The following is an 11,963-nucleotide window of genomic DNA, read 5'->3' on the forward strand; positions in this document are numbered from 1 at the left end:
CACCATGAGCCCCCGTTCGAGACCCCCGAACCACGGCGGCGCACCCCCCCACGGGCCCCCCCCCCGCTGCGGCGTTCCCGGCCGCGGGTCCCGCTGCGCGGGGCGAGTCCCCTACCCGCCCTTCGCCCGTTCCCCGGGCTGCGCCCGGAGCCCTCCTGGGGGCTCCGCCCCCAGACCCCCACGCCTCAAACGCCGGCGGGGCTGGATATATCCAGCCCGTCCGGCGTTTGAGGACCGGGGTCCGGGGCCGGCGCCGGCAAGGGCTCGCTTCGCCACGGACGAAACGATTCCGCATACTGATACCGCCAGGTGATCAAGGGTGGGAGGATGCGTGGCGGAGGCCGAAGGGCCCGGTCCCGAGGACCGGAAGCCGAAGTCCGACGAGGCGCGCAGCGCGTTCACTCCCCCGCCCGGGATGGAGCCCGAGGTTCCGGTCGAGGACCAGCCCACCTCCGAGTTCGCCCTGCCGGAGGGCGCCACCCCGCCCCCCGCCGAGGCGGAGGGTTCCGCCTTCGCCGCCCCGGCCACCTACAGCGCCAGCCAGTCCCCGCCCGCCTACACCCCCCTCCCGGCCCCCGGCTTCCCCGCCTCCTCCCCCTGGCAGGACCGGATGCGCACGATGCTGCGCATGCCGGTGGACGTCCGGCCGGTCCCCGAGCCGGTCCAGCGGCAGAGCGAGTCCGGCCCCGCCGTGGGCCGCGTGCTCGACCTGACCCTGCGCATCGGCGAGCTGCTGCTGGCGGGCGGCGAGGGCGCCGAGGACGTGGAGGCCGCGATGTTCGCGGTGGCGCGCTCCTACGGGCTCGACCGCTGCGAGCCCACCGTCACCTTCACCCTGCTGTCCATCACCCACCAGCCCTCCCTGGTCGGCGACCCGGTCTCCGCGAACCGCACCGTGCGCCGCCGCGGCACCGACTACACCCGCCTCGCCGCCGTCTTCCGGCTGGTCGACGACATCAGCGCGCCCGAGGTCGACGTCTCCCTGGAGGAGGCCTACCGCCGGCTCGCCGTGATCCGGCGCAACCGCCACCCGTACCCCACCTGGGTGCTCACCGCCGCCGCCGGACTGCTCGCGGGGGCCGCCTCCACGCTGGTCGGCGGCGGGGTGACCGTCTTCTTCTGCGCCGCCCTCGGCGCCGTCCTCGGCGACCGCCTGGCCTGGTACTTCGCCGACCGCGGGCTGCCCGAGTTCTACCAGTTCGTCGTCGCCGCGATGCCGCCGGCCGCCATCGGCGTGGCCCTGAAGATCGCCGAGTTCGACGTCCGCGCCTCCGCCGTGATCACCGGCGGGCTGTTCGCGCTGCTGCCCGGGCGGGCCCTGGTCGCCGCCGTGCAGGACGGGCTGACCGGCTACTACATCACCGCCTCCGCCCGCCTGCTGGAGGTGATGTACCTCTTCATCGGGATCATCGTCGGCGTCCTGGTGGTGATCTACGTCGGCCTCCAGTTCGGCGCCTCGCCGAACCCGGACGAGGTCCTCCAGATCCCGCACCGCCCGGTGCTCCAGATCCTCGCCTCGATGGTCCTGGTGTTCACGTTCGCGATCCTGCTCCAGCAGGAGCGCTCCACGGTGTGGATCGTGACCCTCAACGGCGGGGTCGCCTGGGTGACCTTCGGCGCGCTGCGCGCCGCCGAGCTGCCGCCGGTGCCGTCGACGGCCATCGCGGCCGGCCTGGTCGGCCTGTTCGGCCAGCTCTTCTCGCGCTACCGGTTCGCCTCCGCCCTGCCGTACGTGACGGCCGCGATCGGGCCGCTGCTGCCGGGTTCGGCCACGTACTACGGGCTGCTCTCGATCGCCGAGAACCGGCTCGACGCGGGGCTCGCCTCGCTCGTCAACGCTGCCGCCATCGCGCTCGCGATCGCGATCGGAGTGAACCTCGGCTCCGAGAGCTCACGGCTCTTCATGCGGATCCCGGGCGCGCGCAGCGCGGCCAGGCGCCGGGCGGCGGCGAAGCGCACCCGCGGCTTCTGACGGGTACGCGTACGCCCCGGGGACGGGCCGTCTCCGGGGCGTACGGGGGGTTCGGGGGCCGGGGCCTCAGCGCTTGGCGTGGCGGCCGCGCTGGCCGGGGGCCGGCGGCTGCTGCTGCTGGTCCTGCTGCGGGTAGCCGGGCTGCGGGTAACCGGGCTGCGCCGGGCCGGCGGCCGCCTCGGCCTTCTTGGTCTTGCGGGCCTTCAGCACCTCGAAGATCACCGGGATCACCGAGATCAGCACGATGCCGATGAAGATCGGCTCGACGTTCTTCTTGATGACCTCGAACTGGCCCAGCTGGTAGCCGAGGACGGTGACGCCCGCGCCCCAGAGGATGCCGCCGACCACGTTGAAGGTCAGGAAGGTCCGGTACTTCATGGCGCTCGCGCCGGCCACCATGGGCGCGAACGTGCGGATGATCGGCACGAAGCGGGCCAGCACGATCGCCTTGGGGCCGTGCTTCTCCATGAAGTCGTGCGCGGCGTCCAGGTTCTCCTTCTTGAAGACCTTGCTGTTCGGCCGGTTGAAGAGCTTCGGGCCGAAGAACTTGCCGAGCAGGTAGCCCACCTGGTCACCGAGGATCGCGGAGGCCGCGATCATCGTGCAGACCAGCCACAGCGGCTGGCTGATGTCGCCGCTGGCGACGAACAGGCCCGCCGTGAACAGCAGGGAGTCGCCGGGCAGGAACGCGAAGAAGCCCGATTCCGCGAAGACGATGACCAGGATGCCGACCAGGCCGAAGTGCCCGATCAGGTACTCGGGGGACAGCCATTGGGGGCCGAGGGCAAGCGTGTAGAGGGGTTCCACGTTTCCGGGCTCTCCTGGATCAGGGGGACGTCTGCGGTGGGGGACGAGACTTGGCAGGCGGTCTCAATTATGAACGCACACCGCCCCCACCGGGTTCCAGGTACCGGAGGGGGCGGGACGGGCGGAGGTTCCGCTACGCCTTGCTACGGGCGGCTACACCTTGCGCACGGCGTTCGCCGTGATCGCGTCCCGCAGGTGCTCGGCGACGCCGGGACCCATGGAGTCGTAGTACGCCTTGAAGCGCTCGTCCGCGACGTACATGTCGCCGAGGCAGGTGTGCATCTCGTACGGGCAGTCGTAGTACCACCGCCCGATGTGCAGGCGGTGCTCCTCGGCCATGTCCATGGCCGCCTCGCCGTCCGCCGGCTCGCCCGCCGCCACCAGCGCCGCGTACCGGGCACCCCAGTCGGCGGACTCGTCCTGGATGCGCTTCCAGTCGTCCTTGGTGTAGCCGGCGGCCCTGCGCTGCGACTCCGCGTAGGCCTCCGTGCCGCCCCAGCGCTGCTCGGCCTCCTCCGCGTACTGCTCGGGGTCCTTGTCCCCGAAGACCTCGAAGCGCTCCTCGGGCGTGAGGTTGATGCCCATCTTGTTCGCCTCCATGGCGTGCTCAACGGCCTTGGCCATCTGCTGGAGCCGGGCGATCCGCTCGGACAGGAGGGCGTGCTGCCGGCGCAGGTGCTCCCTCGGGTCCGAGTGCGGATCGTCCAGCAGGACCGCGACCTCGTCGAGCGGGAAGCCGAGCTCCCGGTAGAACAGGATCCGCTGCAGCCGGTCCAGGTCGGCGTCGTCGTAACGCCGGTGTCCCGCGCCGCTGCGGCCGCTCGGGGAGAGCAGCCCGATCTCGTCGTAGTGGTGCAGGGTGCGCACCGTGACTCCGGCGAAACCGGCGACCTGGCCCACGGAGTAGCCCATTGCCTTCCGCTCCTTCCGGTTGGGTACGCCCCCACTGTGGTTCCTCACGCCACGTGAGGTGCAAGCCCCCGTCCCGGGCCGGCGGTCAGCCCATCGCCTTGGTGCCGTCCAGGGACTCCCGGATGACGTCCGCGTGGCCCGCGTGCCGGGCGAACTCCTCGATCAGGTGCAGGAGCATCCAGCGCATGGAGACCTTGCCGTTCTCGGGGAACCACGGCGCCGGCGGCAGCGGGAAGGTCTCGTCCAGGCTGGGCAGGTCCGCGACGAAGGCGGTCAGCTCCTCGGTGACCCCGTCCCAGAAGGCCTGTACGGCCGGGACGGTCTCCTCGCCGGTCAGCCGGAAGCCCTCGGAGTAGTCCTGCCGGGCGGCGGCGATCTCGTTGTCCCGCTGCTGCGCCATCCGCAGCCAGCCCAGCTCCACCTCGGCCACGTGCTTGAGCAGGCCGGACAGGGACAGCTCGCTGGCGCTCGGGCGGCTCGCGGCCTGCTCCTCGGTCAGCCCCGCCACCGCCTCGCGCATCGCGGTGCGCTGGGACTCGATGAAGGCGAGCAGGGTGCCGCGCTCGTCGCCCAGGACCTCACCGGAAATCTGTGCCATGACCATCCACCTCTTCGTCCCGTGTGCGGGGGCTCTCCCTCCCGCTGACAAGGAACACGCTACGGAGGCTTGCGGTCAGGTGCTGTCCGCAACTCCGCACGGGATGGCGGGGATCAGAACGGGAACTGGGTCCGGCCGTGCTGGACCGAGATCCACTTCTGGGTGGTGAAGGCCTCCACGGTGGCCTCGCCGCCCAGCCGGCCCAGCCCGGAGGCCTTCTCGCCGCCGAAGGCCGTGAGGGGCTCGTCCCCGATGGTGGAGTCGTTGACGTGGAACATGCCGGTCTCGACGCGCCGGGCGAAGCGGACGCCGCGCTCCACGTCGCGGGTGTGCACCGCGCCGCTGAGCCCGTACGGGGTCGCGTTGGCCAGGCGTACGGCCTCCTCCTCCCCGTCGAAGACCACCAGCAGGGCGACCGGCCCGAAGATCTCCTGCCCCAGCAGCGGGGAGTCCTCGGGGAGGTCGGTGAGGACGGTCGGCTCGACGAGGTTGCCGCGCGTAGATCCCCGTACGAGCGCCCGCGCCCCGGACTCCACGGCGCGGTCCACGAGCGCGGTGAGCGCGTCCGCCTGGAAGGAGTTGATGAGCGGGCCGATGTGGGTGTCGGCCTCGCGGGGGTCCCCGGTCTTCAGGGCGCGCACGCGGGCGGTGAACTTCTCGGTGAACTCCTCGGCCACGCCCGCGTCGACGAGGATGCGGTTGGCGGCCATGCAGACCTGGCCCTGGAAGACGAAGCGGCTGAAGACGGCCGCGTCCACCGCGTAGTCGACGTCGGCGTCGTCGAGGACGACGAGGGCGCTGTTGCCGCTCAGTTCGAGGACGGTGCGCTTGAAGTGGCGGGCGGCGACCGAGCCGACGTGGCGGCCGGTGCGGTCGGAGCCGGCGAAGGAGATGACCTTGGGGACGGGGTGGGTCAGGATCGCGTCGCCTATCTCCGCGATGTCCGTGACCAGCACGTTCAGCAGTCCGGCCGGCAGGCCCGCGTCCTCGAAGATCTTGGCGATGATCCCGCCGCCGGCCACCGGGGCGTTCTGGTTGGGCTTGATCACGACCGCGTTGCCCAGCGCCAGCGCCGGGGCGACCGACTTCAGGGTCACCAGGAAGGGGAAGTTGAAGGGGCTGATCACCGCCACCACGCCGACCGGGAGGCGCTGGACCCGGTTCTCCTTGCCGGGGACGGTCGAGGGCAGGATGCGGCCCTCGGGGCGGACGGCGAGCTGGACCGCCTCGCGCAGGAACTCCATCGCGAGGTGGACCTCGTACTCGGCCTTGGGACGGGTCCCGCCGAGTTCGTCGATCATCGCCTCGACGATCTCCTTGTGGCGCTCCTCCGTGATCCGCAGGGCGCGCTCCAGGACGGTGCGTCTCGCGTAGGGTCCGGTGGCCGCCCAGTCGCGCTGGGCCCGCTCGGCGGCACGGTAGGCCCGGTCGACCTGCTCGACGGTGGCCACGGTGACCGCCGCGAGCTTCTCCCCGTTGTACGGGTTGACGTCGATGATGTCCCACGAACCGGTGCCGGCCAGCCATTCGCCGTCGATGTACTGGTGAGCCAGGTCGGTGAATATGGACATGCCATCCCTTACTGCGAGCGCGCACCCTTGCGCTGCACCGGAGACCGATCGGTCATCTTCATGCACTGATCAGACGTCATAGTACGTGCGGTTCAGGACAGTTGGAGGAGTCCGCGCAGGAGATCGCGGGTCTGTCCCGGGTCCGGGCAGTCGGCCTGGAGCCGCTCCATCGCCCGCGCGTACTGGGCCACTTCTTCTTCTTTGTCCAGGTAGAGCGCACTGGTCAGCTGCTCCAGATAGACGATGTCCTGGAGGTCGGACTCGGGGAAGCGCAGCAGGGTGAAGGCTCCGCTCTCGCCCGCGTGCCCGCCGAAGGAGAAGGGCATCACCTGGAGCCGCACGTTGGGCCGCTGACTGATCTCGATGAGGTGCTCGAGCTGACCGCGCATCACGTCCCGGTCGCCGTACGGGCGGCGCAGCGCGGCCTCGTCGAGGACGGCGTGGAAGACGGGGGCGTTCTCGGAGACCAGCACCTTCTGGCGCTCCAGGCGCAGCGCGACGCGGCGGTCGATCTCGGCGGCGCTCGCGCCGGGCATGCCGCGGCGCACGACGGCCTGGGCGTACGCCTCGGTCTGGAGCAGGCCGTGGACGAACTGGACCTCGTAGATGCGGATGAGGGAGGCCGCCCCCTCCAGTCCGACGTACGTCTGGAACCACCCGGGCAGCACGTCGCCGTAGCTGTGCCACCAGCCCGCCGCGTTGGCCTCTCGGACCAGGCCGAGCAGGGACTCCCGCTCGGTGCCGTCGGTGACCCCGTAGAGCGTGAGGAGGTCCTCCACGTCCCTGGCCTTGAAGCTCACCCTTCCCAACTCCAAGCGGCTGATCTTCGATTCGGATGCGCGGATCGAGTAGCCGGCCGCCTCACGGGTGATGCCGCGGGATTCTCGGAGTCGCCTGAGCTGTGAGCCCAGGAGGATGCGGCGCACCACAGAACCGCTGGCTTCTGCGGTCACTAGTCCTGCCCTCCCCATCGCAATGGTGTGCGCGTGGTGTGCGCGTGCCTCGTCGGAGCCCCCGTACCCCGGTGCCGCAGTCTGCCACCAAAACGCATCGGCCCGTACTCGTTCTGTAACGGAATCCGGCGTCCCGGAAAAGAAGTCCGTAAGTATGCGTAGGAAGAAATGAGCAAGAACCGTCACGGGAGTGGACGGGTCGGGCGCGTGCACGTGCATCTGCCCTTGCATCCGGCTTCGGCATTCGGAACGATGGTGCCGCGCACCTGCGTGCTCTTCGCGCCGGCGCGGGACCCACCCCGCAGTTCTCTTTGGACAAAGCCGCCCGCTTCGTCCGCGAATCCCGGGAGTGCCTCGCATGGGGACGAATGGATCGGTCATGCTCGAGCCGTTACGGCAGGGGCTGCCCCCGGTCGACCCCACGGCTGTCTCCGGATCCGCCTCCTGCGCCCTGCCCGCCCGTTTCGACGCGGTGCGCGGCGCCCGCCACTTCACCAGGTCGACCCTCTCCCAGTGGGGTCTGGACAACCGCTTCGACGACGTCTCCCTCGTCGTCTCCGAGCTCGTCACCAACGCCCTGCGCCACGCCCTGCCCGACGAGGCGCGGCCGTCCGGCGAGCCGGAGGCGGCGGTACGGCTGCACCTGATGCGGTGGAGCACGCGGCTGGTGTGCGCGGTGCGGGACCCCAGCGAGGACCGGCCGGGCGGATCCTTCGCGCCGGAGCGCACGGACGAGAACTGCGACCTGGAGTCGGGGCGGGGGCTGTTCCTGGTGGACGCCTACAGCGACAGCTGGGGCTGGCACCCGCTCGCGGGGCGGCTCACCGGCAAGGTGGTCTGGGCGCTGTTCATGCTCCAGGACTTCCAGGACTGATGCTCCGGAGCCGCACCCGCCGTGCGGCACGCCCGCGGGGCGCTTTTTCGGACCACCGGCCGGGACCGATCACTGCGATCGGTCCCGGCCGGTGCACGTGCATGGCGTGATCTTTGCGCCGTTCCGTCAGCCGACCAGGTGGTCGAACTCGCCGTCCTTGACGCCCGCCAGCAGCGCCTCTATCTCGGCCGGCGTGTAGACGAGCGCCGGTCCGTCGGGAAAGCGCGAGTTGCGCATGGCGACGTCGCCCCCGGGCAGTCTGGCGAACTCCACGCAGGATCCCTGCGAGTTGCTGTGTCTGCTCTTCTGCCAGGTCAGCTGGTACAGGGAAGTGAGTTCTGCAGCTGCCATCCCGTTGTACGCGTGGTCCACAGGAAGCCCCCGATAGTGCAGATGTCAACTGCACCGGATCATAGCTGTGTTCACCACTGCATGCATGGGCAGATGCACGTGCACGCGCGGTGTTCCGCCCATCACTGTTGATCACCATGGGCGCCGGCTCAGGACCCCGGCGCTCCGCTTCACCGGCACAGGGGCCCTGGTCAGGGGCGCAGCGCCTCCGACACCTCGTCGAGCGACTCCAGCAGCTGCCCGGCGGCCCCGCGCAGGACGTCCGGGCCGGGGGCCTCCCAGCCGGCCAGCAGCTCGCGGACCCCGTCCCACCGCGGGACCCGGCGCTCCCGGACCGCCTTCGCCCCCGCCCCGGTCGCCTCCCGCACCGCCCGCGCCAGCTCCGCGGCCCCCGGCACCGGGTCGCGGTCGCGGTCGGGGAGGTGGGCCTCCAGCAGCATCGCGCCCCGGCCCAGCGCCGCCAGCGCGTCCCCCGCGCCCTCGGCGGCCGCCCGGGACAGCCCCCGGTGGCGCACCGGCTCCCCCTCCGCCCGCGCGAGGGCCTCCTGCCAGGCGATGCGGGCGTCCCGGGCCTCCAGCAGCGCCTCCCGCACGTCCGCGCGCCGGGCTCCGGCCGGGTCGGCGTACTGCCCGAGCACGGCGGCCGCGTACCGCCCGTCGGCGGCGAGCCAGTCGGCGAGGCGGGTGCGCAGCCGCGGGGTCTCCCAGGCCGGGTAGACGGCGTACGCCAGCATCGCGAGGACCCCGCCGACGAGGGTGAGGGCGATCCGGTCGGGCACCGTCTGGTCCCAGCGGACGCCGCCCATGCCGAGCAGGAAGACCACGTACGCGGAGACGAAGACCTGCGTGACGGCGTACCCGGTGCGCATCAGCACGTACATCAGGCCCGCGCTGACGACGGCCAGCAGCCCCGACAGGTACATCCCCGGCTGCGCCAGCTGCACGACCGCCGTGGCCGCGCCCACCCCGACCAGGGTGCCGCCGAAGCGGGCGACGGCCCGGGACCAGGTCTGGGTGAAGTCGGGCCGCATCACCATCACCGAGGCCATCGGCGCCCAGTAGGCGTGCCCGAACGGCAGCGCGTGCCCGACGAGGTACCCCGCGCACGCCGCCGCCGTCACCCGCACGGCGTGCCGCAGCACGGGCGAGCCGGGCCGCAGCTCGGCCCGTACGGCCTTCAGCGCCAGCGGCACCAGGGCGGGCACGGTGGGCCGCAGCATGGCCTCGGCGGGGTCTGCGGTGCGCCCGGAGCCCGGTTCGGCCGTCTCCAGTACGTCGTCCAGCAGGGCGGCGAGCCTGCGCGCGGCCCGCAGCGGCGCGCCGGTGAACACCTCCGGCAGGTCGGGCGCCTTCAGCACGGCCAGCGCCGGCGCGGGCAGGCGTACGGGGTCCCCGTGACGGATGGCGTGCGCGGCGGCGTCCAGCACCGCCCCGGCGGCGTCGAGCAGCTCCCGGACCCGTTCGCGGGCCGGCCCCTCGGCAGGGGCCCCGACGGCGGGGTCGGCCAGGGAGGCCAGCACGGGCCGGACCCGCTCCGCGAGCCCCCGCGCCCCGTGCAGCTCGGCGGGCCGCCGCCGGGCCTGCCGGACGGTGACGGCGGCGGCGTCCCGGGCCTTCATCAGCGGCTCCGGGTCGAAGGAGCTGACGGGGTCGTGCCGCAGCCGGCGGGCGTAGTCGGCCTCGGCGGCGAGGGCGTCGGCCAGGGCGTCGCGCTGGGCACCCCAGCGGCGGACCGGGAACAGCACGATGAGCAGGGCCTGCACCACCCCGCCGGCGGCGATCACCGCGGCGTGCCCGGCGGCCTGCGGGACGGAGGTCGGCAGGGTGACGGTGACCAGCATGATCGCGACGTTGCCGGAGGCGATGATCCCGGCGGTGGGCCCGGCCGCCCACATCAGCCCCGCCGCGAAGGTCCAGACGGCGAGCATCGGCAGGAACAGCCCGATGTGGGCGGAGCCGACCAGGTACCCGGCGAAGGTGGAGACGGCCAGGGTCAGCCCGGAGGCGAGGGCGAGCACGGGGCGGGGGCGCCAGCTCTGCTGGAAGGTGGCGATGGCGGCCATGAAGGCCCCGAACGCGGAACTGGCCGCCGCGCCCGGCCCGAGGAGGGCCAGCCCCGCCGCGATGACGATCGCGAGCCCGGCGGCGGCCCGGAGGGCGACCAGGGGTTCCAGGCGGGCCCGCTCGACCGTCATGCCCGCGCGCGCGGTGTCCTTCAGCGCGCGGAGCCAGCTCATGGCGTCGAGCGTATCCGTTCGTCACTCTTTTCAGCTTTTATTCAGAGTTGTGCACCACCCGTGCGGCCCTGTTCGATGGGGCCGCACCGTCGATCGACCATCATCCGAAAGTCGGAAAGTCCCAAAGTCCGAAAGGTGGCACGGAATGCTCCGCAACGGCCTGGAACCCTGGCACGTGATCATCGTCCTGGCGGTCGCCCTGCTGGTCTTCGGCTCGAAGAGGCTGCCGGACATGGCCCGTTCACTGGGCAGGTCGGCCCGCATCCTCAAGTCGGAGGCGCGGGCCATGCGCGCGGAGGACACCGTCTAGGGCGTTCAGGGCAGGGAGGGGCGCCGCCCGCCGACGTGGGCGGCGTCGGCCGCCGCCGTGCCGTCCTCCCAGCCCGCGTGGTCGGTGGCGCCGCGCAGCCGGGTGGTCGTGGTCCGGGGGAACATCTCGTCGGCCCGCGCGCCGACCGCCACGTCCCGGGCCACCAGGGCCGGCAGGTAGTCGGGGGCCTCGGTGGCGGTGTGCTCGGCGGTCTCCGCGAGCCGGCGGCCGAGCCGGCTGGCGTAGGCCAGCAGGAAGGACTGCCGGAAGGTCTTGGTCCGCTTGCGCCCGCCGGCCCGCTGGGCGGCCTCCGCCCGGGTCATGGCGGCCGTGCCCTGCACGAGCAGCGAGGTGTACAGCAGCTCGACGGCCTCCAGATCGCTCTCGAACCCCACGACGGTGGAGAACTCGAAGGCGCTGTTCCACACCGCCCGGCAGCGGTTGGCGGTGGCCACCGCGTCCAGCAGCACCGCCTTGGCCTCCTCGTACGGGGGCTCGACCCCGATCCGGCAGGCGCCGGGCACCTGCGCGGGACCGCCGCCGCGCACCGCGAGCAGCGCCTCGTCCACCGTGTGCCGGGCCATCAGCTCCTGCGCCTTGGCGCTGAGCGCCTCGGCCTCCTCGGGGTAGGTCGTCGCCTCGGCCTTCGCGAGCAGCGCCCGGATGCGGCCGAGCATGCGGGGCTCGATGTGCGCGTGCTCCGCGAGGTCCCCGGCGGGGTCCCCGGGCACCGGGCCCACCGGCTCGATCGACGGCAGCCGGACCAGCAGCCGGAACAGCTCCAGGACGGCGGTGGCCAGGGTGAACCGGTCCGCCCGCTCGCGGCGCGCGAGCCCCTCGGCGTACTCCTCGTCCGCCGGCCACCACACCTCCGCCGCGCCCCACCGCTCGGGCAGCCGGGCGTACCGGCGGGCCTCGGCGGCGATCACGTCCCCGGCGACGGCGAGGTGCACGGCGTCCAGGTCCCGCCGGACCAGCCGCAGCACGTCGGCGGGCTGCCAGCCCCGCTCCCACGCCTGCCGCACGTACGCCTCCCCGCGCGCGAGCAGCTCCCGCCCGACCGCGCCCCACGCCGCGCCGTCGGCGGCGAGCACGGACGCCCCTACGTCGAGCCCGGCGTCGTCCTGGGCGTAGAGGGCGGCCGCGAAGGCCCGGTCGACGGTCTCGGCACTGTCACTCACCCCTTCAGCTTGGCACGCCGCCCTTCGCTGCCCGGGGCGGGGCGGTTCCCGCGGCCGGGGCCGGTGGACGTGTGCGGCTGGCTGTGCCGCTGCGCGGGGCGAGGTCCCCTACCCGCCCTTCCACCGTTCCCCGGGCGCTGCCCGGACCCGCGCCTCAAACGCCGGCGGGGCTATGGACAGCCCCGCCGGCGTTTGAG

11 protein-coding genes are annotated in these 11,963 nt (G+C 72.7%); 3 read left to right on the forward strand and 8 right to left on the reverse strand.

Annotated elements, in window-relative coordinates; translation table 11 throughout:
- Positions 1-331 precede the first annotated feature (331 nt).
- Positions 332-1,972, forward strand: a complete 1,641-nt coding sequence (locus AC07A6_RS27745; protein WP_362461929.1) for a threonine/serine exporter family protein — start codon at positions 332-334, stop codon at positions 1,970-1,972.
- 66 nt (positions 1,973-2,038) lie between these two features.
- Here the strand turns inward: AC07A6_RS27745 and AC07A6_RS27750 are convergent, their stop codons facing one another.
- The 5 genes from AC07A6_RS27750 to AC07A6_RS27770 all read right to left on the reverse strand — a co-directional run bounded on the left by AC07A6_RS27750 (position 2,039) and on the right by AC07A6_RS27770 (position 6,831).
- The gene (locus AC07A6_RS27750) at positions 2,039-2,779 is read right to left on the reverse strand and encodes a DedA family protein (protein WP_386273753.1); all 741 of its coding nucleotides are present in this window, start codon (positions 2,777-2,779) and stop codon (positions 2,039-2,041) included.
- Between the two features lie 153 nt (positions 2,780-2,932).
- Positions 2,933-3,691, reverse strand: a complete 759-nt coding sequence (locus tag AC07A6_RS27755) for a MerR family transcriptional regulator (RefSeq protein ID WP_362461926.1) — start codon at positions 3,689-3,691, stop codon at positions 2,933-2,935.
- A gap of 85 nt (positions 3,692-3,776) precedes the next feature.
- Entirely contained in the window at positions 3,777-4,295 is a 519-nt protein-coding gene (locus tag AC07A6_RS27760) for a DinB family protein (protein WP_362461923.1), read from the reverse strand.
- Between the two features lie 107 nt (positions 4,296-4,402).
- Complete coding sequence (locus tag AC07A6_RS27765; protein WP_478778949.1) at positions 4,403-5,860, reverse strand: aldehyde dehydrogenase family protein; 1,458 nt, start codon at positions 5,858-5,860, stop codon at positions 4,403-4,405.
- Between the two features lie 92 nt (positions 5,861-5,952).
- Positions 5,953-6,831, reverse strand: a complete 879-nt coding sequence (locus AC07A6_RS27770) for a helix-turn-helix domain-containing protein (protein WP_362461917.1) — start codon at positions 6,829-6,831, stop codon at positions 5,953-5,955.
- A 361-nt stretch (positions 6,832-7,192) separates the two neighbouring features.
- On the opposite strand from AC07A6_RS27770, the gene AC07A6_RS27775 reads away from it, so the two are divergent.
- Positions 7,193-7,687: an ATP-binding protein gene (locus AC07A6_RS27775; RefSeq protein WP_362461914.1), complete on the forward strand. Its 495-nt coding sequence runs from the start codon at positions 7,193-7,195 to the stop codon at positions 7,685-7,687.
- Positions 7,688-7,813: 126 nt separating this feature from the next.
- On the opposite strand, the gene AC07A6_RS27780 is transcribed toward AC07A6_RS27775, so the two are convergent.
- Positions 7,814-8,059, reverse strand: a complete 246-nt coding sequence (locus AC07A6_RS27780; protein ID WP_125818357.1) for a DUF397 domain-containing protein — start codon at positions 8,057-8,059, stop codon at positions 7,814-7,816.
- A 170-nt stretch (positions 8,060-8,229) separates the two neighbouring features.
- Positions 8,230-10,275: an FUSC family protein gene (locus AC07A6_RS27785; RefSeq protein ID WP_478778950.1), complete on the reverse strand. Its 2,046-nt coding sequence runs from the start codon at positions 10,273-10,275 to the stop codon at positions 8,230-8,232.
- A gap of 145 nt (positions 10,276-10,420) precedes the next feature.
- On the opposite strand from AC07A6_RS27785, the gene tatA reads away from it, so the two are divergent.
- On the forward strand, positions 10,421-10,585 hold the full coding sequence (gene tatA / locus AC07A6_RS27790) for a Sec-independent protein translocase subunit TatA (RefSeq protein ID WP_362461907.1): 165 nt from the start codon (positions 10,421-10,423) through the stop codon (positions 10,583-10,585).
- A 5-nt stretch (positions 10,586-10,590) separates the two neighbouring features.
- Here the strand turns inward: tatA and AC07A6_RS27795 are convergent, their stop codons facing one another.
- Complete coding sequence (locus tag AC07A6_RS27795; RefSeq protein WP_478778951.1) at positions 10,591-11,766, reverse strand: DUF2786 domain-containing protein; 1,176 nt, start codon at positions 11,764-11,766, stop codon at positions 10,591-10,593.
- Between the last annotated feature and the right edge of the window lie 197 nt (positions 11,767-11,963).

Source organism: Streptomyces sp. NPDC044002 (genome assembly GCF_056434525.1).

Bases quoted from the DNA above. Each gene is read 5' to 3' on its own strand.
- AC07A6_RS27775 (WP_362461914.1), top strand. From the start codon at position 7,193: ATGCTCGAGCCGTTACGGCAGGGGCTGCCCCCGGTCGACCCCACGGCT.
- tatA (WP_362461907.1), top strand. From the start codon at position 10,421: ATGCTCCGCAACGGCCTGGAACCCTGGCACGTGATCATCGTCCTGGCG.
- AC07A6_RS27760 (WP_362461923.1), bottom strand. From the start codon at position 4,295: ATGGTCATGGCACAGATTTCCGGTGAGGTCCTGGGCGACGAGCGCGGC.
- AC07A6_RS27755 (WP_362461926.1), bottom strand. From the start codon at position 3,691: ATGGGCTACTCCGTGGGCCAGGTCGCCGGTTTCGCCGGAGTCACGGTG.
- AC07A6_RS27770 (WP_362461917.1), bottom strand. From the start codon at position 6,831: ATGGGGAGGGCAGGACTAGTGACCGCAGAAGCCAGCGGTTCTGTGGTG.
- AC07A6_RS27765 (WP_478778949.1), bottom strand. From the start codon at position 5,860: ATGTCCATATTCACCGACCTGGCTCACCAGTACATCGACGGCGAATGG.
- AC07A6_RS27785 (WP_478778950.1), bottom strand. From the start codon at position 10,275: ATGAGCTGGCTCCGCGCGCTGAAGGACACCGCGCGCGCGGGCATGACG.